At 72.9% G+C, this 25,232-nt stretch carries 21 protein-coding genes and 1 pseudogene; 13 read left to right on the forward strand and 9 right to left on the reverse strand.

Annotated features, from left to right (window positions below; genetic code table 11):
- Positions 1 to 139 precede the first annotated feature (139 nt).
- The 5 genes from ACWFR1_RS20310 to ACWFR1_RS20330 all read right to left on the reverse strand — a co-directional run bounded on the left by ACWFR1_RS20310 (position 140) and on the right by ACWFR1_RS20330 (position 3,709).
- A complete protein-coding gene (locus ACWFR1_RS20310) occupies positions 140 to 652 on the reverse strand; it encodes a hypothetical protein (RefSeq protein WP_453553027.1) in 513 nt (170 codons plus the stop codon).
- A 132-nt stretch (positions 653 to 784) separates the two neighbouring features.
- Entirely contained in the window at positions 785 to 1,672 is an 888-nt protein-coding gene (locus tag ACWFR1_RS20315) for a chaplin family protein (RefSeq protein ID WP_453553029.1), read from the reverse strand.
- A 158-nt stretch (positions 1,673 to 1,830) separates the two neighbouring features.
- Positions 1,831 to 2,097 carry a hypothetical protein gene (locus ACWFR1_RS20320; protein ID WP_453553031.1) on the reverse strand — a complete coding sequence of 89 codons (267 nt, stop codon included), beginning with the start codon at positions 2,095 to 2,097 and terminating at the stop codon, positions 1,831 to 1,833.
- A gap of 198 nt (positions 2,098 to 2,295) precedes the next feature.
- Positions 2,296 to 3,192 (reverse strand): hypothetical protein, encoded by an 897-nt coding sequence (locus ACWFR1_RS20325; RefSeq protein WP_453553033.1) that lies wholly within the window; start codon positions 3,190 to 3,192, stop codon positions 2,296 to 2,298.
- A gap of 277 nt (positions 3,193 to 3,469) precedes the next feature.
- Positions 3,470 to 3,709 carry a chaplin gene (locus ACWFR1_RS20330; RefSeq protein WP_453553070.1) on the reverse strand — a complete coding sequence of 80 codons (240 nt, stop codon included), beginning with the start codon at positions 3,707 to 3,709 and terminating at the stop codon, positions 3,470 to 3,472.
- Positions 3,710 to 4,115: 406 nt separating this feature from the next.
- Here ACWFR1_RS20330 and ACWFR1_RS20335 point away from each other — a divergent pair, with 406 nt between their 5' ends.
- From ACWFR1_RS20335 to ACWFR1_RS20375, 9 genes are all read left to right on the forward strand, one after another.
- Positions 4,116 to 5,165: a DUF3344 domain-containing protein gene (locus ACWFR1_RS20335; RefSeq protein WP_453553035.1), complete on the forward strand. Its 1,050-nt coding sequence runs from the start codon at positions 4,116 to 4,118 to the stop codon at positions 5,163 to 5,165.
- Positions 5,131 to 6,312 (forward strand): glycosyltransferase, encoded by a 1,182-nt coding sequence (locus ACWFR1_RS20340; RefSeq protein WP_453553037.1) that lies wholly within the window; start codon positions 5,131 to 5,133, stop codon positions 6,310 to 6,312. Before ACWFR1_RS20335 ends, ACWFR1_RS20340 begins: the two co-directional genes overlap by 35 nt.
- On the forward strand, positions 6,309 to 7,757 hold the full coding sequence (locus tag ACWFR1_RS20345) for a sugar transferase (protein ID WP_453553039.1): 1,449 nt from the start codon (positions 6,309 to 6,311) through the stop codon (positions 7,755 to 7,757). Before ACWFR1_RS20340 ends, ACWFR1_RS20345 begins: the two co-directional genes overlap by 4 nt.
- A 2-nt stretch (positions 7,758 to 7,759) precedes the next feature.
- A complete protein-coding gene (locus ACWFR1_RS20350) occupies positions 7,760 to 9,112 on the forward strand; it encodes an O-antigen ligase family protein (RefSeq protein ID WP_453553041.1) in 1,353 nt (450 codons plus the stop codon).
- A gap of 214 nt (positions 9,113 to 9,326) precedes the next feature.
- The gene (locus ACWFR1_RS20355; protein ID WP_453553072.1) at positions 9,327 to 11,057 is read left to right on the forward strand and encodes a lipid II flippase MurJ; all 1,731 of its coding nucleotides are present in this window, start codon (positions 9,327 to 9,329) and stop codon (positions 11,055 to 11,057) included.
- The gene (locus ACWFR1_RS20360) at positions 10,954 to 11,763 is read left to right on the forward strand and encodes a polysaccharide deacetylase family protein (RefSeq protein WP_453553043.1); all 810 of its coding nucleotides are present in this window, start codon (positions 10,954 to 10,956) and stop codon (positions 11,761 to 11,763) included. Before ACWFR1_RS20355 ends, ACWFR1_RS20360 begins: the two co-directional genes overlap by 104 nt.
- Positions 11,760 to 12,893: a glycosyltransferase gene (locus ACWFR1_RS20365; protein ID WP_453553045.1), complete on the forward strand. Its 1,134-nt coding sequence runs from the start codon at positions 11,760 to 11,762 to the stop codon at positions 12,891 to 12,893. Before ACWFR1_RS20360 ends, ACWFR1_RS20365 begins: the two co-directional genes overlap by 4 nt.
- A 13-nt stretch (positions 12,894 to 12,906) precedes the next feature.
- Positions 12,907 to 13,593 carry a lipopolysaccharide biosynthesis protein gene (locus tag ACWFR1_RS20370; RefSeq protein ID WP_453553047.1) on the forward strand — a complete coding sequence of 229 codons (687 nt, stop codon included), beginning with the start codon at positions 12,907 to 12,909 and terminating at the stop codon, positions 13,591 to 13,593.
- The gene (locus tag ACWFR1_RS20375) at positions 13,590 to 14,729 is read left to right on the forward strand and encodes a GNAT family N-acetyltransferase (protein WP_453553049.1); all 1,140 of its coding nucleotides are present in this window, start codon (positions 13,590 to 13,592) and stop codon (positions 14,727 to 14,729) included. Before ACWFR1_RS20370 ends, ACWFR1_RS20375 begins: the two co-directional genes overlap by 4 nt.
- A 31-nt stretch (positions 14,730 to 14,760) precedes the next feature.
- On the opposite strand, the gene ACWFR1_RS20380 is transcribed toward ACWFR1_RS20375, so the two are convergent.
- Positions 14,761 to 16,335 carry a glycoside hydrolase family 26 protein gene (locus ACWFR1_RS20380; protein WP_453553051.1) on the reverse strand — a complete coding sequence of 525 codons (1,575 nt, stop codon included), beginning with the start codon at positions 16,333 to 16,335 and terminating at the stop codon, positions 14,761 to 14,763.
- Positions 16,336 to 17,842: 1,507 nt separating this feature from the next.
- On the opposite strand from ACWFR1_RS20380, the gene ACWFR1_RS20385 reads away from it, so the two are divergent.
- Positions 17,843 to 19,105 (forward strand): FAD-dependent oxidoreductase, encoded by a 1,263-nt coding sequence (locus tag ACWFR1_RS20385; protein WP_453553074.1) that lies wholly within the window; start codon positions 17,843 to 17,845, stop codon positions 19,103 to 19,105.
- Positions 19,106 to 19,197: 92 nt separating this feature from the next.
- On the opposite strand, the gene ACWFR1_RS20390 is transcribed toward ACWFR1_RS20385, so the two are convergent.
- Positions 19,198 to 19,431 (reverse strand): chaplin, encoded by a 234-nt coding sequence (locus ACWFR1_RS20390; protein WP_453553053.1) that lies wholly within the window; start codon positions 19,429 to 19,431, stop codon positions 19,198 to 19,200.
- Between the two features lie 177 nt (positions 19,432 to 19,608).
- The gene (locus ACWFR1_RS20395; RefSeq protein WP_453553055.1) at positions 19,609 to 20,019 is read right to left on the reverse strand and encodes a rodlin; all 411 of its coding nucleotides are present in this window, start codon (positions 20,017 to 20,019) and stop codon (positions 19,609 to 19,611) included.
- Between the two features lie 220 nt (positions 20,020 to 20,239).
- On the opposite strand from ACWFR1_RS20395, the gene ACWFR1_RS20400 reads away from it, so the two are divergent.
- The 3 genes from ACWFR1_RS20400 (at position 20,240) to ACWFR1_RS20410 (ending at position 22,605) form a co-directional block, all read left to right on the forward strand.
- Positions 20,240 to 20,650, forward strand: coding sequence for a rodlin (locus ACWFR1_RS20400; RefSeq protein ID WP_453553057.1), 411 nt, complete (start codon positions 20,240 to 20,242; stop codon positions 20,648 to 20,650).
- Between the two features lie 399 nt (positions 20,651 to 21,049).
- Entirely contained in the window at positions 21,050 to 22,102 is a 1,053-nt protein-coding gene (locus ACWFR1_RS20405) for an LCP family protein (protein ID WP_453553060.1), read from the forward strand.
- 95 nt (positions 22,103 to 22,197) lie between these two features.
- On the forward strand, positions 22,198 to 22,605 hold the full coding sequence (locus tag ACWFR1_RS20410) for a rodlin (RefSeq protein WP_453553062.1): 408 nt from the start codon (positions 22,198 to 22,200) through the stop codon (positions 22,603 to 22,605).
- Between the two features lie 76 nt (positions 22,606 to 22,681).
- On the opposite strand, the pseudogene ACWFR1_RS20415 reads toward ACWFR1_RS20410, so the two are convergent.
- Positions 22,682 to 24,719 (reverse strand): annotated as a pseudogene (locus ACWFR1_RS20415) (thioredoxin domain-containing protein).
- Positions 24,720 to 25,232 lie beyond the last annotated feature (513 nt).

The following is a 25,232-nucleotide window of genomic DNA, read 5'->3' on the forward strand; positions in this document are numbered from 1 at the left end:
GCCCGCCGCCGGATACGGCGGGACGGTCCTCGGTCCACGGGCCATGGCCATGCGACGAGCCTTCTCTGTAACGATCAACAATCCCCGGGGTGGCGGGGAAGAATCGTGTCTTCACCCGCCCGGGGGGGGCGTCCCCGCGTCAGTGCGCGTTCGGGGCAAGACCCAGCTGGGGGTCGAGAGCGCCGCTGAGTACGGGGGTGAGCAGGCCGACCTGAGGCTTCGCCAGGTCCGGCAGTCCGGCGAGCCCGTTGCCGCGCGGGGCCTCCACCGGATTGCCGAGGACGGCGCCGGGGGTGGCGGCCTTCATCTCCGAGTGCGGGCTGCTGAGGAGGGCCCGGCCGGGGTCGCTGCCGTCCAGGACCTCGGGCAGCGGCGCGTCCACGACGGTCTTCGGGAGGGTGCCGGTGAGCGGCACGCTGGGCAGGGCGACGTCCGGCAGGGCGCCGAGGCCCTTCTGGAAGCCGGTGGGCGCACCGGGTACCGTCACGGGCACTCCGCTGGCCACCGTGGGGGCGTCCATCGGGAGCACCGGCTCCAGGCCCTGGAGCGGGACGATCACAGGTGCCTCGACGGCGGCGGCCGGGGCGGCCAGAGCAGCGGAGGCGAGCGCGGTCATGAGGATTCCCATGCCGGCGTGAGAGCGCAGAGTCATGCGCTGTAGAACGAGGCGTTCGGGGGAAACGTGGCGGAATACCCCCGTGTGCAGCAACGCCCGAGGCCCTCACCGGTGAAGGCGAGGGCCCTGATTGACGTTCCGTCAGTCCGCGACGTCAGTCCCCCGGCATCAGTGACGGCGGGAGATCCGTCCGCCCCGGAGGTAGACGACGGTGCCGCCGATGATCAGCGCGGCACTGATGGCGGCCGCGCCCATGAGCGCGGGGTCGCTGCCGGTGTCGGGGAGTTCGGGGCCCGGCGGGGTCGTCGGGTTGCTCGGCTCGTCGGTCGGCGGCTCGTCGGGGCTGGTCGGCGGGCTCGTCGGCGGAGTGGTCGGCTCCTCACAACCGGGCTCCGGCTCCTCACCGGGCTCGGGCTCCTCGCACTCACCCGGCTCGTCCGGGTTCGTCGGCGGGGTCCACGGCGGGGAGGTGGGCGGAGTGGTCGGCGGAGTGGTCGGCTCCTCACAACCCGGCTCCGGCTCCTCACCGGGCTCGGGCTCCTCGCACTCACCCGGCTCGTCCGGGTTCGTCGGCGGGGTCCACGGCGGGCTGGTCGGCGGAGTCGTCGGCTCCTCACAACCCGGCTCCGGCTCCTCACCCGGGGCGGGGGCCTCGCACTCACCCGGCTCGTCCGGGTTGGTCGGCGGGGGCGTGCTGTGCGGCGGCTCGGTGTGGGGCGGTTCGGTCTGCGGCGGCTCCGTGTGCGGCGGAGTCGTCTGGGGCTCCGTCGGCTCGCCCGGGTGGGTCGGCTCGCCCGGCTCGTCGCCGTAGCCGCCGGGGTCGTCCACCTGGGCGCAGAGGTCTCCGACGGCTGCCGCGACGAATCCGCCGAGCTCCATGCTCTTGCCGCAGACGTCCGCCGGAAGCGGCGCCTGGACCTGACCCCCCATACCGGGGCCGGGGGAATCGCCCGTACCCGCGTGGGAGTTGGCGGCGAGGGCGAATCCGCCGGTGAGCGACAGAATGCCGGTGACTGCCGCCGCGGTGAGAATTTTCCTGCTGATGATGGACCGCATACCGCTCTTCCTCTGGAGAAAGGGAGAGACCGGCGAGGATCCCCCCTCGCTCCGACCGGCCAGCCCACGCAGACGTTCGCGTGGATGGACCAGAGAGTAGGGAGCGGGGCCCCGCGCGGAGCGGGGGCCACACGGCGGCCGATCAGAAAATCATTCGATCAGCCGCCCAGCGGGAGGCCGCCGAGCAGCGCGGAGCCGCCCTTGCCGGCCTCGTTGAGCTGGCCCAGGGTGTCCGTGGCGGTCTTCACCGGGGAGCCGTCCGTGGTGCTGCTCAGCATGTCCGTCTTCAGTCCATTGGCGGCGATCGCCTCCAGCCCACCGTTCAGGCTGGTGGGGGTCAGCGCCTCCGTGGCCATGGCGGGAGCGGCGGCACCCAGCGCCACGAGCGAACCGGCGACGACCGCGGCGACCTTGGTGGACTTCATGGGGAGAATCCTTCCTCTGTACTTTCACGTCACGTTCCACACGGGCTTCTTGGCCGAATCCCCTGTGTTCCTTCGCCTTCTGTAACGAGAGGCGCCCTCCCCCGGAAACTCCGGAAGGAAGGATTTCTCGACATTTGTCGCATGCGAAAGCCCGTACCGGCTCGGCGGTTGCCGGGCCGGTACGGGCCTGTGCGGGGACTACCTGACGGGCAGCGGGGGCTTGACCGGCACGTCGGGGACGCCGACCGGCGGCTTCACCGGCAGCTCCGGCGGGTCGACCGGCAGCTCGGGCGGGTCGACGGGCAGCTCGGGCGCGGTGACCGGGAGCGCCGGGAGTGCGGGCAGGCCGGCCAGGTTCGGCGCGGGCAGGCCGCTGCCGAGCACGGTGGCGACTGCGAGGTTGACCAGCGACGTCAGCGTCGCGGTCACCTGCGGTACGACTCCGGCCGCGTCACCCGAGGTGACGGCGGCGAGCAGATCGGCGACCGCCTTCTCGACCGTGGCGAGGGCGTCGTCCACGACGTCCGCGGGTGCGGCGCTGCCGGCGGCGGCCTTCGCGCCGGCGGCGACGGGGAGCGTCACCGGCGGCTTCGCCGGAAGACCCACCGGGGTCTCGACGGCGGGCGGCGTCACGGGCAGGTCCGGCGTCGGGAGATCCGGCGCGGGCAGGTCCGGCGCCGGGAGGTCCGGGGCGGGCAGGTCCGGGGCCGGGAGATCGGGCGCGGGGAGGTCGGGTGCCGGGACGTCGGGCGCGGGGGTTTCCGGCAGTGGCGCCGGGGCCGCGTCCTTGGCCTGCTCGACGGCTGCCGCGATCTTCTTCTTGAGGGCGTCGGCGTCGGCCGCGGGCAGCTGGCCCGCGTCGGCCTTGAGCGCGGCCGTGACGAGTTCGGCGACGGGTGCCGTCACCGCGCCGAGGTCGCCGAGCGCCTCGGCCTGGGGCAGCAGAGCGGCGGCTTCGGGGAGGGGTGCGTGGGCGGCCCGGTCGGCCGCGGAGGACGGATGGTGCTCGCCGGCGGCGGCGGGTCCCGCCGCGCCGAGGGTGATGGCGGCGGATATCGCCAGGGCGGTGAAGCGGCGTGTAGCCAGGGGACGCATATGTGTTCCTTTTCCTTATGCGTCGGACAACTGCTCTCCCAACGTGCCTGCGGGTATAGCCCTCCGCAACCGGGGAACTACTGAGCGCCACGCCTCCGTTCGAGTGAATCCCTGCCGCTGGCCTGCCCCCCGAAGGGGCGTGCGCCGTTGCACGGAGCGGCGCACGAGGGTGCGGCCGAACGAGTAGCCCACCAGACCCCGCAAGGAAAAAGCCGGTGCGCCCACCCCGACGGGGGTGGGCGCACCGGCTTCGGAAGGACCGATCCGCTGTGCGAGATCAGGCGTTGACGCAGGTGTTGCCGAAGGCCGGGTTCAGCGCACCGATGACGCTGACGGTGTTGCCGCAGACGTTGACCGGGATGTGCACCGGGACCTGGACGACGTTGCCGGAGCCGACGCCCGGGGACTTCACGGCCGCACCCTCGGCGATGGAGTCGGCGGCGGCGACACCGGCGGCACCGGCGACCGCGGCGGCGGCACCCACGGTCAGGACAACGGCCTTGGCGATACGGGACATGGAGAAGTGCTCCTCGATCGAATTCATCCAACTCGGACTGCGCGGACTGTTCGGCCCGGCTCCCTCAACAACGCAGCGGCGTTTCATCGGTTGCTCTCCCGAACGGGTGACGTTCAACCGATCTTTGGGCCATAAGAGGGCCATTGGAGCGACTGGGCGCGGAATGGCGCAACACGCTCAACGAGGAACCTGCCGCACAGATACGGGAGTTAGCGTTTCCGAGCATCTAATGCTTACTATCGCCCCGCATCGGGGTTATAACTTTCCCGAACGTTGCTTACGGGCCGGCCGCGCGTTCACCCATTCTGTGCGGACGACACCTCCCCCTCTCCCGGCCTTCTCGGGTCTTCCCTTCCTCCTCTCATCAAAGCGGAGAACCTGTATGCGGAATTCAGCGTTTCCTGCTGTGCGTCGCGGTGTGGTGTGCGCCCTGTCGTGCGCGGTCCTGTCCGTCGCGCTGCCGGTCGCCTCCGCCGCCGCGCCCCAGCCCGGTGAGGCCGAGCCGGGTGAGGCCGTCCGCGTTGCGTTCGCCCCGCGCTACGAGGCCGAGCAGCACGGCGGGATCGTGCGGGCCGCCAACACCTCGGCGAAGGGCGCGCAGGGCACCGAGTCGGTCAACGACGACGCCTCGATCGCGTACGTCGACGTGGACAGCGACCCCAACACGTACAACTCCAGCCGCGCCGAGCTGCCGGTTCCCTCGGGTGCCCGGGTGAGCTGGGCCCGTCTGTACTGGGGCGGGAACCTGCGGGTGGGCGAGCAGAAGCCGCCGGCCGACAACGGGCGCGTGCTGATCGCCGAGCCCGGCGGCGCGTACAAGGCGCTCCTCGCCGACACCCTGATCGGTCACCGCACCGCCGAGGGCGCCGACGCCTTCCAGGCCTCCGCCGACGTCACCGAGCTGGTCCGCTCGGCCCGCTCGGGGCAGTGGACCGTCGCCCAGGTCAATGTGGCCATGGGGCGTTCGAAGGTGGGCGGCTGGGGCGGCTGGACGCTCGTCGCCGCGTACGAGAAGGCTTCGGAACCACTGCGCCGGATGGGCGTCTGGGACGGTTTCGAAACGGTCGGTCCTGGGGATGGTGAGCTGCGCGTCCCGATCGACGGAAACCGATATCCGAAGGGCACGGACGGGCGGCTCGGCGTGATCGCCTATGACGGCGACCGCGGCACTTCCGGTGATTACCTGGCGGTGGAAACGAGTCCGTCCAAGAGCGTCCGAATGGCCGATTCCGCTAATTCCGCGGACGACGTCATGAACTCCAGCATCACCGAATTCGGCCCCGGTCGGACGGTCCGCTATCCCGATGGTACGAACACTCTGGGATACGACTCCGACGTCTTCGATCTCCGGGGGGCGCTGCGCGAGGGGGCCGATCGTGTCGATGTCCGGTTCGGCAGCCGGAAGGACACCGTCTGGCTCGGTGCGCTCTTCCTCCAGGCCGACGTCCGGCGCTGACGTGCGGCCTCCACGAGCGCCGGAAGCGCCGGACCCCTCGTCCGTCACCGTCCTGCACGCGGTCCAGCCCGGTGACGGCGGGGTCGCCCGTGTCGTCCTCGACCTGGTCCGCGCCCAGCGGGCCGCCGGTCTGCGGGTCGCGGTCGCCTGCCCGCCGGACACCTCCCTCTCCGCCGCGGTCCGCGACGAGGGCGCGGAGACCCACGACTGGCGGGCCGGCCGGGACCCCGGTCCCCAGCTGGTACGCGAGACGCGGGAGTTGGCGCGGCTGATCCGTACAGTCCGGCCCGGTCTCGTCCACGCGCACAGCGCCAAGGCCGGGCTGTGCGCCCGACTCGCCCTGCGGGGACGGGTTCCGACGGTGTATCAGCCGCACGCGTGGTCCTTCGAGGCGGTCTCCGGGACGACCGCGTCGCTCGCCCGCCGCTGGGAGCGGTTCGGCGCCCGCTGGGCGGACCGGATCCTCTGCGTGAGCGAGGCCGAGCGGCGTACGGGCGAGGCCGCCGGGGTCGTGGCGGAGTGGTCCGTCGTCCACAACGGCGTGGACGTGGCCCGGTTCGCGACCGGCGGCCCGCCCGGCAACCCCGTACCCACCGTCGTCTGCGTGGGCCGGCTCTGCCGCCAGAAGGGGCAGGACGTCCTGCTCGCCGCCTGGCCCGCCGTCCTCGCGGAGGTGCCCACGGCCCGCCTCGTCCTGGTCGGTGACGGCCCGGACGGCGAGCGGCTTCGGGCCGCGGCGGGCCCCTCGGTCCGCTTCACCGGCGCCGTCGACGACACCGTCCCCTGGTACCGGGCCGCCGACGTGGTCGTCCTGCCGTCCCGCTGGGAGGGCATGGCGCTCGCGCCCCTGGAGGCCATGGCGAGCGGCCGGCCGGTCGTCGTCAGTGACGTGGACGGCGCCCGCGAGAGCCTGCCGTCCGCCCACGCACCGCTGTGCCTGGTCCCGCCCGAGGACCCGGCCGCGCTCGCCGCCGCTCTCGGCCGCCTCCTCGGCAGGCCGGAGCTGCGGCACCGCCTGGGCCGCGAGGCCCACGCACACGTACTCAGCAGTTTCGATGTCCGGCGCACCGGCGCGGCCGTCGCGGACGTCTACCGCGAACTGGCCGGCGTGCGGGGGGCCGAACACAGAGAGCCGATTGCGCAGTGACCACGGAAAGTACCAGCGTTCCCTCCTCGCCGGGCCCCTGGCCCACGGCGGGCCAGGCCTTCGGCCTCGCCTCCCTCGCGCCGCGCCGCGGTACGACGGACCGGTTCGCGCTGCCGCGCCGCCCCGCCGTGCGGCGGTCCGGCGCCGGGCCGCTCGTCGCGGTCGACTGCCTCGCCGTCCTGGCCGCCGCCTCGCTGCTGAGCGCGGCGCACCAGGACGCCCGGCTGCTGCTGCCGATCGCGGCGCTGGTCCTCGTCCTCGACGGGCACGGTGGGCTCTACCGGCCGGCCGCGCACACCCGGGCGCTCGACGAGCTGCCCGCGCTCGCCTCCCGCGCGGGCGTGGCCTGGTGCCTGGCCGCGGCCGGGATCGCCGCGTACTCCCCCGCCCTGGCGTTCGGGCCGCTGCGGCTCTGCGCCGCGTACGGCACGCATGTCGCCGTCGTGTGCCTGGTCCGCTCGCTGCTGCTGGCGCGCAGGCGGCGGGTGGCGCGGGAGCGGCCGCGCTCGGCGCTGGTCGTCGGCGGGACGGGGGCCGCGCGCCGGTTCGCCGCCGCGGCGGCCCAGCACCCGGAGTACGGGGTGCGGCCGGTCGGGATCGTCGGCGTGCCGGAGCAGGGCGGAGCCGGCCGTGCGGTGGGGGAGGCCGGGCTTCCGGTGCTCACCACGACCGAGGAGATCCACCGGGCGGTCATCCAGAACAGCGTGTGCGAGGCGGTGTTCCTCGACGACGACCCGGGTCTGGTGACGCTCTTCCAGCACTACGGCTGCACGACGTGGCGGATCGGCGGCGAGCGGCAGGCCGGGCCGATGGGCGAGCACCTGTGGGGGTACGCCCGGCAGCGGATCGTCCCGCTGGCCGAGCGCCGCGGGTTGACCGCCAAGCGCGCCCTCGACATCGCGCTCGCCGCGCCCGCCCTCGCGCTCGCGCTGCCCGTACTGCTGCTGTGCGCGCTCGCCGTGCGGCTCTCGGACGGTCCGGGGGTCCTCTTCCGGCAGGAGCGGGTGGGTCAGCACGGCCGCCACTTCACGCTCCTCAAGTTCCGTACGCTGCGGCCGAGCGACGACGCCGAGTCGGCGACCCGCTGGAACGTGGCGGGCGACCGGCGGATGAGCGCGGCCGGCAGTTTCCTGCGCAAATCGTCCCTTGACGAGCTGCCGCAGCTGTGGAACGTGCTGCGCGGGGACATGAGCCTGGTCGGACCCCGGCCCGAGCGTCCGTACTTCGTCGCCCAGTTCAGCAAGATCCACGCGGGTTACGCGGCCCGGCACCGGATGCCGGTGGGGCTGACGGGTCTGGCGCAGGTGCACGGGCTGCGCGGCGACACCTCGATCGAGGACCGCTGCCGCTTCGACAACCACTACATCGACCACTGGTCGCTCTGGCAGGACGTCTGCATCCTGCTGCGTACGGCGGCCGGGCTCGTCCGACCCACAGGGAGCTGAGGATGGCCACGGCCGTGACGCCGGTGCCGGCGGTCGAACCCCCCGTACGGATCGCGCCGCCGGGGCCGGTGGCCGGTCCTGACGTACGGGACTGGGTCCGCAGGGCCGGGGCGCTGTCCCCGGTCCTCGCCGTGATCGCGCTGCTGCTCGTCCCGGGCGGTGGCGGGGCGCAGGGCGGCACCGGCGGCACGGGCACGATCGCGGACGCGGCCTCCGGGCTCCTCGTCCTGATCTGTCTCGTGCGGGTGCTGCGCGGCGGCGGCCGGCCGCTGACCGGGGCGGCGGCCGTCGTCCTCGGTCTGCCCGTGCTCGGGATCTGTCTGGCCGCGATCACCTCGAACGACCCGGCGGCGAGCCTGCCGGGCGTCGCCCGCTACGTCCAGATCTTCGTCCTCGTCCCGGCGGCCGTGCTCCTGATGATCCGCGACCGGCGGGACTTCGCCGTGGTCGCCTGGGGTCTCGTCGGACTCGGGCTGCTCCAGGGCGCGGTGGGCGTGCTCCAGTACCTGACGGGGACGGGTGCCTCGTACATGGGTGAGGACATCCGGGCCGTCGGGACCTTCGGGCCGACCGACGTGATGGGCATGGCGACGGTCGTGTCGTACGGGCTCGTCGTCGTCACCGGGATCGCGCTGGGCAGCGGACCGGGCCGGACCCGGACGGCGGCGCTGGTCTGCGCGGGGCTGCTGTTCCTGCCGCTGGTGCTGTCCTTCAGCCGGGGCGCGTGGATCGCGACCGTGCTCGCCTGCGGGATCCAGCTGCTGCTCTCCGGGCCGCGCCGGGCGGCCGTGGTGGCGCTCGCGGCGGGGGCGCTCGGGGTCGTCCTCGTCGGCGGCCTCGGGATCGGTTCGGCGATGGTGAAGGAGCGGGTCGCCAGCATCACGCAGGTGGCGGCGGCGCCGGACCAGTCGGTGACGGACCGGTACACGATGTGGGCGGCGGCCGGGCGGATGTGGAGCACGGAGCCGGTCACGGGCGTCGGCCTCAAGGGCTTCCCCGCGTACCGCGACTCGAACGCCTCCCTGGCGCTGTCCTCCGGCAGCGACACGGCGGGCGCGGGCGCCGCCTTCCAGCGGCAGCCACTGCTGTCCCCGCACAACATGTACCTCCTGGTCCTCAGCGAGCAGGGCCTCCTGGGGCTGATCGCGCTGGCGGGCAGCTGGGTGGCGCTCCTCGTCGGGGCACTGCGGCGGCGGCGCCTCGGCGCGGACTGCGCGCTCGTCGCGACGGGCCTGCTGTCCTGGCAGCTGATCGACTTCTTCTACGCGGACATCGGCGGCCCCTCGACGGTCCTGATGTCGGTGGTCTTCGGCCTGGCGGCCTGGTGGTCGCTGGCGGAGGTGCGGCGTGCGTGACCCGTGGGCCGGGGAGCCGGAGCCCACGGACACCCCGTGGCCCGGCGCCCCGCGCTCCGCTCCCCGGCCGCCCTGCGGCGCCCCGCTGACCGACCCCTGGCCGACCGCGCCTCCGGGCCCCACGGACTCCCCGTGGGCCCCGGAGGCCGTGGTGCTGCCGGGGGCGGGGACCGAGACAGTCGTACGGTCTGACCGGGTACGGGCGCAGGCGCCGGTGCGGCCGCCGCGCGGCCGGCGCGCGCACGCCCGGGCGCGCGTCCGGGCGGGGGCGGACCGGGTGCAGGGGCGGGGCTTCCTCGCCAAGGCCGCCGCCGTGACCGCCGGGCTCACCGCCGTCGGGGCCCTGCTCGGGCTCGTACGGGACCAGATCCTCGCCGGGTACTTCGGCGCGGGCGCCGAGACCGACGCGTTCCTGGTGGCGTGGACGGTGCCGGAGTTCGCCTCGACGCTGCTCATCGAGGACGCGCTGGCACTGATCCTGGTGCCCGCCTTCTCCCGGGCCCTGGCCCGCCGCTCCGGCAGCCTCTTCGGTGATCCGGTGCGCGCCCTCGTGCGCGGCACGCTCCCGCGGCTCACCGTGACCGTCGCCGTCGCCGCCGCCGTACTCGTCCTGGCGGCGCCCCTGGTCGTCTCCGCCCTCGCGCCCGGCCTGCCCGATCCGCAGCTCGCCGTCGACTGCACGCGGCTGACGGCGACCTGCGTGCTGTCCTTCGCGCTGGTGGGGTACTGCTCGGCCGCGCTCCGCGCGCACGGCTGCTTCCTGCCGCCGGCCGCGATCTACGTGGCGTACAACGTCGGCATCATCGGCACGATCCTGGTGCTGCGCGAGCCGTGGGGGGTGCGGTCCGCCGCCGCCGGGGTCGCGGTCGGCGGGGTCCTGATGGTCCTCGTCCAGGCCCCGTCCCTCCTCCGCGAACTGCGGGCCCGCCCGGTGCCGAAGGAGGAGCCGACCGCGCTCGCGCCCGACGGCGGGCACGGGCAGGAGGGGCGCATCCTGGTCCTCGGCCTCATCGCGCCCGTCGTCGCCTTCTCGCTCTGCCGCCAGTCGCAGACGCTGATCGAGCGTTTCCTCGCGTCGCCGCTGCCCGCCGGGGCCATCTCGCATCTGAACTACGCGCAGAAGGTCGCGCAGATGCCGATGATCCTCTCCCTGATGCTGTGCACGGTCAGCTTCCCGGTGGTCGCCCGCGCGCTCGCGGCGGGCGACACCGAGGCGGCCCGCCGACGGGTCGAGCGGGATCTGCTGCTCGCCGCCGTCGTCGTGCTCGTGGGCGCCTCGACGGTGATCGCCGTCGCCCCCAAGATCGTCGAACTCCTCTTCGAACGGGGGGAGTTCGATCGTACCGACACCGTCGCCACCGCCGCCGTCATGCGTGTCTACGCCCTCGGTCTACTCGGCCAGACCATGGTGGGCGCCCTCGTCCGCTGCTACTTCTCCGCCGCCCGACCCCTCTGGTACCCGGCCGCCGCCATGGCCGCCGGGCTCGCCACGACCACCGCCGCCGGGATCCCCGGCGCCCACTACTGGGGCGCCGTCGGCATCGCCGCCGCCAACGCGCTCGGCATCACCTGCTCCGCCGTCCTGCTGCTGCGCGGTGCCCACCGCCAGACCGTGCCCGTCCGGGTCGACCGGCTCGGCGAGGGTCTCCTCCGGCTCGCCACCGCCGGTGCGTGGGCCACGGGCGCCGGCTGGCTCTGCTCGGTCGCGATCGACTCCGCCGCCCTCGCCGTCGCCGTCGCGAGCCTGGTCATCGCCGGCGCCTTCCTGCTCTTCATCGCCTGCGCCGCCAAGGCGCCCGAGATTCCGCCCCTGCCCCGCTCCGCCTCCCGGAGGACCGACCATGCCCGCCCCCACCGCGCTGCGCCGACTGCTGCCGAAGCCGCCCCTGTGGGTGAAACCGCCCCTGTGGGTGGCGATGTACCACTCGATCACGGACCCCGGTGACGACCCGTACCACGTGACCGTCTCCCCCGTCCGCTTCGCCCGGCAACTGCACTGGCTCGGCGACCGGGGGCTGCGCGGGGTCTCGGTGCGGGAACTGCTCGCCGCCACCGCCGCCGGACGCGCCAAGGGACTCGTCGGCCTCACCTTCGACGACGGCTACGCCGACTTCCACGACTCGGCGCTGCCGCTGCTCCGCCGCCACGGCTTCACCGCCACCGTCTACGTCCTGCCGGGCCGGCTCGGCGGCGAGAACGCCTGGGACACCGAGGGCCCGCGCAAACCGCTCCTCGACGAGGACGGCATCCTGCGGATCGCGGAGGCCGGCATGGAGGTCGGCTCCCACGGCCTCACGCACATCGCCCTCACCGAGGCCGACGACGCGGAGCTCGCGGACGAGACCCGGCGCAGCCGCGAGCTCCTGCAGGAGATCACCGGCGAGACCGTGGACGGCTTCTGCTACCCGTACGGGGACGTCGACCCGCGGGTGATCCGCGCCGTACGGAAGGCCGGCTACCGCCACGCCTGCGCGATCGACCCGGGCCCGCACACCGGCGCGTACGCCCTGCCCCGCGTCCACATCGGCGAGGACGACACCTCCTGGCGGCTCACGGCCAAGCGCGTGCTGCACCCGCTGCGCCGCCGCCACCCCGTCGACGTGTTCCCCTCGCAGGCCCAGGCCGGGACCGCCGCGGTCGGTGCGCCATGAGGGTCCTGCACGTCATCACCGGGCTCGGCATCGGCGGCGCCGAGCAGCAGCTGCGGCTCCTGCTGCGCCACCTCCCGGTCCAGCACGGGGTGGTCACCCTCACCAACCCCGGCGCGGTCGCCGTCGGCATCGAGGCCGACGGCACCCCCGTCACCCACCTGGGCATGACCGGAAACCGCGACCTCGGCGCGCTCCCCCGCCTCGCCCGGATCGTCCGGCAGGGCCGTTACGACCTCGTCCACACCCACCTCTACCGGGCGTGCGTGTACGGCAGGCTCGCGGCCCGGCTCGCCGGCGTCCGCCGGGTCATCGCCACCGAGCACTCGCTCGGCGAGGCCCAGATCGAGGGCCGTCCGCTCTCCACCGGCACCCGCGCCCTCTACCTGGCCTCCGAGCGGCTCGGCACCTCCACCGTCGCCGTCTCGCCCAGCGTGGCCCGCCGGCTCGCCGACTGGGGCGTGCCCCCGGCCCGTATCCACGTGGTGCCCAACGGCATCGAGACCGGCCGCTTCGCCTTCGACGCCCGTGCCCGCCGCCTCACCCGGGGTGTCCTCGGCATCCCCGAGGACGCCTATGTCGTCGGCGGGGTGGGGCGGCTCGCGCCCGGGAAGCGGTTCGACCGGCTCGTCCGGGCCGTGGCCTCGGTGCCGGAGGCCCGGCTGCTGCTCGTCGGCGAGGGCGGGCACCGCGAGGAGCTGCTGCGGATCGCCCGGGAGTGCGGGGCCGCCGACCGGGTGCTGCTCGTCGGGGCCTGCGAGGACCCGCCGTCCGTCACCTCGCTCGGCCCGTCGCTGCCCGAACTGCTCTCCGCCATGGACGCCTTCGTGTCCACCTCCCCCGACGAGACCTTCGGGCTCGCGGTCGTCGAGGCGCTGGCCGCGGGCCTGCCCGTGCTGTACGTGGCCTGCCCCGCGATCGACGACCTGCCGCCGGATGCGGCTCCGGGCGCGCGCCGGATCGGCGAGTCCGTGCCCGAGCTGATCTCCGCGCTGCGCGGCATCCGGGACGCCCGGCTCGCCCGGCTCCCACAGCCGGCGGCCGCCCGGCGCTACGACATCACGCACAGCGCAGGGCAGTTGATGTCCCTCTACGACCAGGCCGTCCACGCCACCCCGTCCCCCGCGAAGTGAGAGAGCCCGCACGATGAACACCATCCCACCCCGCGCCTTCCCGCCCGCCGGACTCCGCCGCCCGGGCCGCTGGGCCGTGCTCCCCGCCGCCGTCCTCGCCGGAGCGGTCCTCGGCGGCGGATACGGAGCGCTCAAGACCCCGCAGTACGCGGCGACCAGTTACGTCATCGTCGTACCGGCCGAGAAGTCGGACCCGGCGGCGGCGCTCGGCTTCGCCCAGGCCTACGGGCGGGTCGCCACCGACATCGCGGTGACCGGCGACGCCCAGGTGTGGGCGGGCGTCACCGCCGACACGCTGCGCACGAGCGTGCAGGCCGCGACCTCCCCCGACGCGCCGATGATCTCGATCACCGCCCGGGCCGAGAAGCCCGCGAAGGCCGTGTCCATGGCCGACGGCGTGGCCCGCGCGCTCGTCCTCAACAGCACGCACGTCGCGGGCAGCACGGGCGTGAAGGTCGTCCAGTTCTCGCGCGCCACCAAGCCGGTCGCCCCGGTGTCCCCGTCTGCGGCGCTCTCCGCGCTCGTCGGCGGCTGTGCGGGCGGCCTTCTCGGCGGCCTGGTCCTGCTCGTCCGCCCGAAGCGCACGGCCGCGCGCGGCGAGGCCCGCCACTCCCGGCAGCCTGCCGCGCCCTCCACCACGTCCGCGGCGGTGCCCGCCCCCGCGGTCTCCTCGCACCAGCCGGAACCGGAGGCGGTATGACCCCGAGAGCCCTGCGGACCGAGGTCTGCCGTGACGAGGAGCGGTTCGGGCGGCTGGCGGCCGAGTGGACGGCGCTGTACGGGCGCTGCTCCTCCGCCACCCCCTTCCAGTCCCACTCCTGGCTGCACTCCTGGTGGCTCTCGTACGGCCGGCCCGGTGCGCTGCGGGTGGTGCTCGTACGACGGGAGAGCGGCGAGCTCGTCGCCGCCGCGCCCCTGATGCGGGCCCGCGGGCCGCTGCCCGTCCTCACCCAGCTCGGCGGCACCATCACCGACTTCACGGACGTGCTCCTCGACGACGACTGCCCCGAGGCGGCGCCCGCCCTGGCCGGGGCGCTCGCCCGGGTGGCCCGGGGCGCGGTGATCGACCTGCGGGAGGTACGGCCGGGGGCGGCCACCGAGCGGGTCCTCGCCCGCTGGCGCGGGCCGCGCCGACGGCTGCCCGACTCGCTGTGCCTGGAGCTGCCCGCCGTCCCCATGGAAGGGCTGCTCGAACGGATCCCCTCCGGGAAGGCCCAGCGCGTCCGCGCCAAGCTCCGCAAGCTCGACGCGCTCGGCATCGACTCGCACGTCGTCACCGGCGACGAGGTCCCGGCCGCCCTCGACCGGCTCCTGAAGCTCCATCAGCTCCAGTGGCAGGGGCGCGGGGTGACCGCCGAGCACACCAGCAGCCGCTTCGCCCAGCACCTCACCCGGGCGGTGCGGCCCATGGTGGAGCGCGGGGACGCGATGGTCACCGAGTTCCGGCTCGCCGGTGACGTGGTGGCCGCCGACCTGACCCTGATGTCGCCCCGGCTCGCCGGCGGCTATCTGTACGGCGCCGATCCGACGCTGCGGGCCCGCAAGGTCGACGTGGCGACGATGTTGCTGCGCCACGGGGCCCGTGAGACCAGCACCGGCGGGCGGGCCACGCTGAGCATGCTGCGCGGCACCGAGGCGTACAAGCAGCACTGGCGCCCCGAGGCCGTCCGCAACCAGCGGCTGATGCTCGCGGGCCGGCGTACGGCTCCGCTCCTGTGGCTGCGCGCGGGGGCCGCCGACGGGCGCCGCTGGGCGGCCCGCCAGGCCCGGGAGCGGGCCTGGGTGGGCCGGGCACTCGCCCGCCTCCCCGGACGGAGGCCGAACGGCGGCGGATGATCTCCTCCGCCGCCGTTCGGATCCGGCCCGGTCAGAAGGGCCAGACGCCCTTCAGCGCGTCCTTCCAGTCGAGGTCGACCTCGTCCTTCCAGGAGTCCTTCGGGACACAGACGGGCCCACCGATCCAACTCTCGACCCACGAACCGAGGTTCACGGTCCAGCAGTCGGGCTTGGGCTCGGGCTTCGGTTCCGGCTTGGGCTCAGGCTTGGGCTCAGGCTTCGGTTCCGGCTTGGGCTCAGGCTTGGGCTCAGGCTTCGGTTCCGGCTTGGGCTCAGGCTTCGGTTCCGGCTTGGGCTCAGGCTTCGGTTCCGGCTTGGGCTCAGGCTTCGGTTCCGGCTTGGGCTCAGGCTTGGGCTCAGGCTTCGGCACCGGAAGCGTCGGGTCTGTCGGCTCGACAGGGTCCGTCGGGTCGACCGGATCAACCGGATCCACGGGGTCGACCGGGTCGACCGGGTCCACCGGGTCCACCGGGTCCACCGGGTCCACCGGGTCCACCGGGTCCACCGGGTCCACCGGATCGACCGGATCGACCGGATCCACGGGATCGACAGGGTCCACCGGGTCAACAGGATCCACCGGAATCTCCGGCACTTCCGGTTCCGTCCCGAACAGTGCCTGGCGGAACACCTGTGACGACTGCGGATTGTCGTCGCACTGCCAGACGCCGTGCGGACAGTAATCCGTGATCGTGTGGTACAGCGGCTTGTGCTGCTTCATCCATTCCAGCATGCGCCGCATGTACACCGGGTTGTCGCCGTTACGGAAGAGCCCCCATTCGGGATAGGAGATCTGCTTTCCGTGCTCAGCGGCGAAATCGACCTGCTTCTGGAGCCCGTAGGGCTCGCTCACGTGTTCGTCGAAACTCATTCCCGGCGGCTGGTCGTACGAATCCATGCCGATGATGTCGACGACATCGTCGCCCGGGTAGCACTCGGTCCACGGAACGGCGTCCCGGCCCCGGCTCGGGTTGAAGTCGAAGCGGAACTCCTGCCCCGGCACGGAGCGCATCGCGGTGACGATGCGGGTCCAGTACTTCTTCCAGGCCGTCGGGTCCGGCGCGCACCGGTGGGTGTACGTCGTGCCGTTCATCTCCCAGCCGAGGACGATGACGGTGTCCTTCGCCCGGAGCTCGACGAGCCGCTCGGCGAGGGCCTTGAAGTGGTGGTCGTAGTACCCGGCCGCGCCCAGCTGGAGCTGGCGGCGGACCTCGTAGTCGGAGACGCCGGCCTCGTTCCGCTCCAGCATGGGGACGTTGAGGACGAAGAGCCGGTCGTCCTGCTCGTTGCGCCAGTCCGCCCAGGCGTCGAGGAAGCCGGGCGGGCCCTCGATGTTCGACCAGAGGTCGCCCGGCAGGTAGGTGTGACCGACGCGGAGCTCGCGACCGCCGAGCCACCGTTCGAGCTGCCCGATGCGGGCGACCCCGAGCGCGCCCGAATCGAGGAAGGCTCCCATGGCGCTGGAGAGAGTCGGTCCGGGGTCCTTCGTCGTTGTCACGGAGTCGGTGGCGTGGGCGGGGGACGACAGGACGACCGAGCCCGAGGCGAGAAGACCGGCGGTGAACACCCCCAGCCACACTCTCGATGTTCTCCGATGTGCAGCTGCCATGGCCGCTCCTTCACGTCGTTCGCCATTTGATGATCCGTCAATCCGATGCTCAGAAAGTATTCCTAATGAGCCGACCGTGAACTCGGCTTCCCTCTGATCGGTAGTCCATTAGAGGATTTGATCGCCCAGTTGGGGCACCCGAGATGAAGGGCAGGCCGTGCCGAGCCGTCAGAGTTTCGACACCCGCGTACCGACCGTCCTCGTGCGGCTCGACCGGAACCCTTTCCATCACGGCACTCTCGGCGCCGCGCGATCGCTGGGAAGAGCGGGAATTCCGGTCCATGCCGTCATCGAATCGAGCACCAGTCCGGTCGCCAGGTCCCGCTATCTCCGCTCGGCCCGCCCGGGCCCGGACACACCGTCCTCCGCCGAACTCGCGGAATTCCTGGTCCGGCTCTCCGAGGAGATCTGCCACGACAGCGACGGCCGGCGATCCGACGGGTCCTCACATCCCGTGCTCGTCCTCCCCCTGGACGATGTCAGCGCCCTCGCCCTGGCCGCTCGGCGCGCCGAGCTCTCCCCGCGCTTCCTGCTGCCCGAGCAGACCGAGGAGCAGCTCCTGCGGGTCGCGGACAAGGCCCGGCTCGCCAGGACCTGCGCGGCGCTCGGCCTGCCCCATCCGCGTACCGAACTCCCCACCGGCGCCGACGAGGCCGCCGCGATGGCCTGGTCGCTCGGCCTTCCGGTGGTCGCGAAGTGGAGCAGGCCCTGGCTGCTGCCGGCCGGTCGCGGACTGCGCAGCACCTCGATCGTGCGGTCCCTCGCGGAGGTGCGGGAGTTGTTCGACCGCACTCCGGAGGCCGGCAGCCGTCTGCTCCTCCAGGAACTCCTTCCGGCGGGCCGGGACCTGGACTGGTTCTTCCACGGGTATGTGGACTCCGCGGGCCGCTGCGCGACGGGGGCCACCGGGCGCAAGGAGCGCTCCTGGCCCGACGGGGCCGGGCTCACCGCCGTGGGCCGCTGGACGGCGAACCCGGCCGTGGACCGCGCGGCCCGCGCGCTGCTCGACGCACTCGGCTACCGGGGCGTGTGCGACCTGGACTTCCGGCTCGACCGGTCCACGGGCGCGTACCACCTGCTCGACTTCAACCCCCGTCCCGGCGCGCAGTTCCGGCTCTTCACCGACCCCGAGGGGCTGGACGTGGTCCGGGCGGCGCACCTGGACCTGACGGGCCGTCGGGTTCCGCCGCACTCCCCCGCGTACGGCCGCCGGTTCGTCGTCGAGAACTACGCGGCGCTCTCGCTCGTCGCCTCCCCCCGCCCCCGGTACGCGGCCGAGCCGGGCGCCGCGCCGGTGGGGCGGACCGAGTGCGCCTGGTTCGCGGCCGACGACCCGGCGCCCGCACTCGCGATGGGACTCGCCTGGCTCGCGCACCTCCTGCGCAAGGCCCTCGGCGCGGCGGCCCGACGCCCGGCCGCCCTCCCGGTGCCGCCGCCCCGCACACGCCCCCGACCAGCTCACCCACCAAGGAGAACGATGAAGGCGGAAGGCACGATGTCGAAGTCGATGTACGACCTGGTGGTCGTCGGGGCCGGACCCTACGGTCTGTCCGTGGCCGCGCACGCGGCGGCCCGCGGGATGGAGCTGCGGACCTTCGGCCGCTCGATGGAGTCCTGGCACGCCATGCCTCCGGGCATGTTCCTGAAGTCGGAGCCGTGGGCCTCCCACCTCTCCGACCCGGAGGGGGCGTACGGACTCGACGCGTACGCCGTGTCGCGGGGCGTCCGCGCGGAGCACGGTGTGCCGCTCCCGGTCGACTTCTTCGCCTCGTACGGCGACTGGTTCGCCCGCCGGGCCGTGCCCGCGCTCGACGAGCGCCTGATCGCCTCGATCGCGCCCGCGGCCGAGGGCTTCGAGCTGCGGACGGAGGACGGCGAGTCGGTCCGTACGCGGACGGTGGCCCTCGCCGTCGGAGTGCTGCCCTTCATGGAGATCCCCGGACCGCTGCGGGGGCTCCCCCGGCGGTACGTCACCCACTCCAGCCACCACGGCGCGCTCGACGGCTTCGCCGGGCAGGACGTGACCGTCGTCGGAGCCGGTCAGGCCGCCCTGGAGACGGCCGCGCTCCTCACCGAGCAGGGTGCCGCGACCGTCCGGATCGTCGCCCGCGCGGACCGGCTGAACTGGAACACCCCGCCACCGGCCCTGGAGCGCGGTCCGTGGCCTTCGGTGCGCGCCCCGCATACGGGCCTCGGCTGCGGCTGGCACAACAAGCTCTACGCGGACAGCCCGGGGCTCTTCCGGCGGCTGCCGGCCGCCACCCGCGAGCGGATCTTCGACTCGGCGCTCGGCCCGGCGGGCGCCTGGTGGCTGCGCGAGCGGTTCGCGGCGGTCGGGGACGTACGGCTGGGGCAGCGGATCACCTCGGCGGCCGTGACGGGAGACGGGCGGCTCCGGCTCGATGTCGCGGGGCCCGAAGGGACGGCAGTCCTGGAGACCGACCACGTCGTCGCGGCGACGGGTTTCGTCCCGAGCCTGGAGCGGGCGGGGATGCTCGACCCGGCCCTGCGCGGGGCCCTGCGGACGGTCGGCGCGGTCGGCGCCCCGGAGGTCGGCGGTCTCTTCGAGTCCTCGTGGCCGGGGCTGTTCCTCGCCGGTCTGCTCACGGCCCCCTCGTACGGGCCGTCGATGCGGTTCGTCCTCGGCGCCGAGTACACGGCGGGCCGGCTGGTGAAGGGGGTACGGCAGCGGCTGCGGTCGGCCGCCCGGGGCGGGGGCGGGGCTGTCTGCCGACCGCGTAGGGGCACGGAGGCGCGGGTCACGACGTAGGGGTTACGGCGAAGGGGGGTACGCCGAAGGGCCTGCCCCGGGAAGCGGATGCTCTCCGGGGCCGGCCCTTGTGCCTGTGCGTCGCTGTGGACTCAGGCGTTGATGCAGGTGTTGCCGAACGCCGGGTTCAGCACACCGATGAGGTTGAGGCTGTTGCCGCAGGCGTTGATCGGCACGTGGATCGGGACCTGGACCACGTTGCCGGACAGGACGCCCGGCGAACCGATGGCCGCGCCGTGCGCGTCCGCGTCCGCGAAGGCGGGCGACGCCACACCCATGGCCATGACGATTCCGGCGACGACGACCGCGGCCTTCTTGCAGTTCATTGCGTCTGGTTCCTTTCCTCGGCGGAATACATTTCCGCTGCACACAACACAACGAACACACCTCGAAAAGGAAACCGAAACAGCGGAGGTGTCCTTTCTTTCACTCCATTGCCCGTACGCGACAGGGCCGGAGGGAACGTGACGTTCCCTCCGGCCCTGTCGCGTACGGGGTACGGATCAGCCGTTGTAGGCACCGTTCCCGGAGAGGATCGGGATGTCCTCGACGATGTGCGACAGCGGCTCGTCACCCTTGGCCTGGGTGGAGTTCTCCGCGCACTGCTGGTTCTGCGGGGAGGACAGGACGTTGATGTCCTGGACCGCGACCGGGATGAGGCCGACGACCGAGCCGACGTTCGCCTTCGCCGGGACACCGAGGCAGAGCTTGTTCAGCGAGCCCTGGACCGCCGAGAACTGCGGGCTCATGTCACCGGCGGTCTTGGAGTTGCCGAACGACTGGTGGGCGCCGTTGCCGCTGAGCGAGGTGGTGCCGCCGTCGTTGGCGATGGCGAGCGCCGGGGCGGCCGCCGCGGCGGATACGCCGACAACAGAGGCCGTAACAGCCGCAGCCGCCATAATCTTCTTGATCACGGTGATTCCGTTCCTGTTCCCACCAATCGACCTGATTGATGCGACGGGATCAACTGCGTCCGGGTCCATTGGTTCCGGCGCTTCACTCGTTCGACTGGAGCCTCGTTTCGCGCTGCCGAGTGCGCTCGGCCAACGGGGTGACGCAGCGGAACCCCGGGGGTGGGGGGCCAGTTGATCAGTGCGCTCCCTGCACGGAGCCGGTTCTATGAAGGGAACTCCCGTGATCAAGAAGGTTATGGCCACCGCGGCCGCAGCCGCCTCCATCGTCGGCGCCTCCGCCGCGGTGGCCGCCCCGGCGTTCGCCATCGCCAACGACGGCGGCACCACGTCGCTCAGCGGCAACCACGCTCACCAGGAGTACGGCAACTCCACCACGTACGGCCACATGAGCCCGCAGTTCGCGCTCGTCCAGGGCTCCCTGAACAAGCCCTGCATCGGCCTGCCGGCCAAGCTCAACGCGGGCTCGCTCGTCGGTGCCATCCCGGTCGCGGTCCAGGACATCAACGTCCTGTCCTCCCCGCAGAACCAGCAGTGCACCGAGAACTCCACCCAGGCCAAGGGTGACGAGGCCCTGTCGCACATCCTGGACGACATCCCGGTCCTCTCGGGCAACGGCGTCGGCAACAACTGACGTTCCGCTCACGCGTAAGGGGGCCGCCCTCCCGGGGCGGCCCCCTTACGCGTGCGTGCTGCGGCTACGGGCGCGGCCAGACGGGGGTGGCCATCAGGCGTTCCCACTCCCGGTCCGGCACTCCCGGTACCGTGCGCCCCGCCTGTACCCACTGTGTCACCAGTGCGGAATAGACCGGGAATGGTGTGCGGTCGACGGTCGGCTGATCACTCACATACCGGCTCTTCGGAATGAAGGCCATCCGTTCCCATTTCCCGGGACCCGGCGCCATCTTCGCTCCTTCCGCTGCGATTCGCGCATCGTTGAACAGGATTACACAGGCATCGCAGGAGAGTGATTCGCTCTGCCCATGTCGCGTCGCGTACCTCTGTGCGAGCGGGGTCGAATTAGCGTGCGGACATGAATGTCCCGCGCCCGAAGTGGCACCGGAATCTGCTGCTCGCCCCCGCGGCCCTGGCCGCGCTCGCCGCCCTCGTCCCCGGCGCTCTCGCCGCCGCCGTCGCCGTCGCCCCCACCGAACTCCCCTCGCCCGAACAGGGGCTGAACCTCCTCGTGGTCGGCATCGACACCCGCAGGGGCGTCAGCGAGGAGGAGAAGGAGCGCTTCCGGCTCGGCGGGAAGGAGTGCGACTGCACGGACGTGATGATGCTCGTGCACGTCTCGGCGGCGAACGACCGGGTCGAGGTCGTGAGTCTGCCGCGCGACTCGCTCACCGCCTTCCCCGCCGACCACCGCGACCGGCGCACCGGCTCGCTGCACGGCGCCCACCCGGCGAAGATCAACAGCGCCTGGGCGGAAGGCGGTTCCGCGTTCACCGTGGAGACCGTCGAGTCGATGACCGGGCTCCCCGTGCACCGGTACCTGGAGATCGACTTCCGGCGCTTCATGGACAGCGTGGACCGCGTCGACGGCGGGGTCGCCATCTGTACGGCCGAGCCCCTCAAGGACCCGTCGACCGGCATCGACCTGCAGCCCGGGACCCGGCGCGTCGGCGGCGGCGAGGCGCTCCAGTACGTCCGCTCGCGGAAGGCGGACGGGCAGATGGACTTCGGCCGGATCCACAAACAGCAGAACTTCGTCGTCAACACCCTGGAGCGGCTCCGCGAGGGAGTCCTGGACGACCCGGAGCAGCTGAGGGCCTTCGCGGCGACGCTGCGCGGGACGGCCGAGTCCGAGCGCGGGATCTCGACGGCGGAGCTGCTCACGCTCGCCGCCCGGCTCCGGGAACTGCCGCCGGACCAGATGGAATTCGCGACCGTGCCCGTGCGGGGCTTCAACGCGAACATCGCGGGTGTCGGGTCGACGCTCGCCTGGGACGAGGAGGGGGCGGCGGAGGTCTTCGGGCGGCTGCGTGAGGACCGGCCGCTGCCGGCCGCCGGGGACGTCGCTCCCAGCACGATCCCGGTGGCCACGTACCGGCCCGCCAAGGGGTCATCGCTCATCTGCCCGTAGTCCGTCCGGTGGACTTACCGGAACCTCCGGACTTCTGACCAGTTGATCAGCACGGCTCGGCACTCAGCGGGCCAGTACCCGAAAGGCCTCATACAATGAAGAAGCTCTTGGCTACGGCTGCTGTGGCCGCGTCGGTTCTCGGCGCGACGGCGGCGGGTGCCGGACAGGCGCTCGCGATCGCCGACGACGGTGGCACCACCTCGCTCAGCGGCAACGGTGCCCACCAGGAGTTCGGCAACTCCGCCACGTACGGCAACATGAGCCCGCAGTTCGCGCTCGTCCAGGGCTCCCTGAACAAGCCCTGCGTCGGTCTCCCGGCCAAGGTCAACGCCGGTTCGATCGTCGGTCTCATCCCGGTCGCGGTCCAGGACATCAACGTCCTGTCCTCCCCGCAGAACCAGCAGTGCACCGAGAACTCCACCCAGGCCAAGGGTGACGAGCCGCTGTCGCACATCCTCAGCGACATCCCCGTGCTGTCCGGCAACGGCGCCGGCAACAGCTGAGCGACGACGCTCGGCACGGCGGCCCCGCCGCTCCTCCTCGGAGGAGCGGCGGGGCCGTCCCGTTACCGCGCCGGACTCACAGCTTCCCGGCGAGCTCGGCCGGGTCGGTGACCGGGGCCTCGCAGACGAAGTGACGGCAGACGTACGCGGCGGCCCCGCCGGTCACCAGCGGCCGGTCCCTCAGGAGCGGGAACTCCTCGCTGTCGGGGGCTCCGGTGGCGAGGACCGCGCCGGGGGCGGTGGCCAGGAGCGCGGTACGGCGCAGCTCCTGGAATGCGGCGTCGCCGGGGGCGCCCACGACGGCGATCTCGCGGGGCCCGTCGAGGAGGGCCTCGGCGACCGCCAGGCCCCAGCCGATGTAGCGGGGCGCGCGCGGACCGAGGGCCTTGACGACACCGAGGGCTCCCTCGGCGGCGGCGCGGTGGGCCTCGGAGCCGGTGTGGGCGGCGTACGAGAGGAGCGCTCCGGCGGCGGCGGTCCAGCCCGAGGGGGTGGCGTTGTCCGTAGGGTCCTGCGGGCGGCGGATGAGGGCCTCGGCGTCGTGGGCGGTGTCGTACAGCGCGCCTCCCTCGCCGGTGAAGCGGTCGAGGACGATGTCCAGGAGGAAGCCGGCGAACTCGAGCCAGGCGCCCTCGCCGGTGACGGCGGCGAGGGCGAGGAAGCCCTCGGCGACGTCGGCGTAGTCCTCCAGGACCCCGGCGTTGGTGCCGGCCCGGCCGTCCTTGGACGTACGGGTGAGGCGGGCGGTCTCGTCCATGTGGACCCGGACGAGCAGGTCGGCGGCCTCGGTGGCGCGCTCGACGAGGTCGGGGCGGTCGAGGAGGGCGCCGGTCTCGGCGAGGGCGGCGATCGCGAGGCCGTTCCAGGCGGCGACGACCTTGTCGTCGCGGCCGGGGCGCTCGCGCTCCTCGCGGGCGGCGAGGAGGCGGGCCGCGATCGAGGCGATCCGGTCGGCGTCGGCGACTCCGCTGTCCTGCGGGAGCTGGAGGACCGAGCTGCCGTGCTCGAAGGTGCCGTCCTCGGTGACGCCGTAGTGGGCGGCGGCGAGGGCGGCGTCCTCCTCGCCGAGGACGGTGGTGAGCTGCTCGGGGGTCCAGGCGTAGTAGGCGCCCTCGACGTGCTTGCCGGTCCCGTCGTCGGAGTCGGCGTCGAGCGCGGAGGCGAAGCCGCCCTCGGGGGTGCGCAGCTCGCGGACCATGAAGTCGGCGGTCTCCAGGGCGACCCGGCGGGCCAGGTCGCTGCCGGTGGCCTTCCACAGGTGCGCGTACACGCGGCACAGCAGGGCGTTGTCGTACAGCATCTTCTCGAAGTGGGGCACGACCCAGGCGCGGTCGACGGCGTAGCGGGCGAAGCCGCCGCCGAGCTGGTCGTAGATGCCGCCGCGGGCCATGGCCTCGCAGGTGTCGGCGGCCATCTGGAGGGCACCCTCGGCGCCCGTACGGGCGTGGTGGCGGAGCAGGAACTCCACGGCCATCGACGGCGGGAACTTGGGAGCGCCGCCGAAGCCGCCGCGGGTGGCGTCGTACTCGCGGACGAGGCCGAGGAGGGCCTGCGCGAGCTCCTCCTCGCCGGGGATGCCGTCGCCGCCGTAGGCGAGGGAGCGGCCCGCGAGGTCCTTGACGATCCGGTCGGCGACCTCGCCGACCTCGTCGCGGCGGCCGGTCCAGGCGTCGCGGACTCCTTCCAGGACGTCCGGGAAGGAGGGCATGCCGTGGCGGGGCTCCGGCGGGAAGTACGTGCCGAAGTAGAAGGGGGCGGCGTCCGGGGTGAGGAAGACGGTCATCGGCCAGCCGCCCTGTCCGGTGGCGGCCTGGACGGCCTCCATGTAGACCGCGTCGACGTCGGGGCGCTCCTCGCGGTCGACCTTCACCGCGACGAAGTTGTCGTTGACCAGGGCCGCGATGGCTTCGTCCTCGAAGGACTCGTGCGCCATCACATGGCACCAATGATCATCAGGCTAAGTGGCACGACGAATAGCCCACCGAGAGAAGGATGGGAACGTCGCGCCGCTTGGCCTCTTGCATCGCCTCCTCTCCCCATGGCCACCAATCCACAGGATTGGAGGCGTGCTGGAGGAGATAGGGCGACTGGGAGTTTGCCAGTCGGTTCACCATGCTTGCAGTATCCCAGCTCACCGGCCCGCCGCGCGGCCTGATCAGCCAACACGCCAAGGATCTGCCACTCACAGCCTGCGCCGACGCTTCACAACGGCCCGGCTTCCGCGCATCGATCGCCGGCCGGTTCAGTTCCCCGAAACCTTCGAGCGGCCCCTCTCCAAGCCGGCTAGGACCGTAAATCGACCATGCGGCCACACGGCGACCGCCACGAGGCTACTGTCTTGGCCCAAGTGCGCCCCCTGACAGGAGCGATCGTGAGCGCAAGCCGACCAGAGCTTCCCGAGCAGTCACAGACCGAGCCGAGGGTGCGCCCGCCCAGGGTCACGAGGGCGGACGTCAAGAACTTCCGTCTTCTGCGGGACGTCAGCATCGCCTTCGACAAGGACGTCACTGTCTGTGTGGGCCGTAACAACACCAGGGGCATTGCGTAGTCGAGGTTGGTCGGGTTCGCCGGGTTCGTGCGTGACGTGACGTCATGTCCGGTGTGCGGTAAGGGAACTCGGACAGCAG

The sequence above is a fragment of the Streptomyces sp. NPDC055103 genome, from assembly GCF_053607625.1.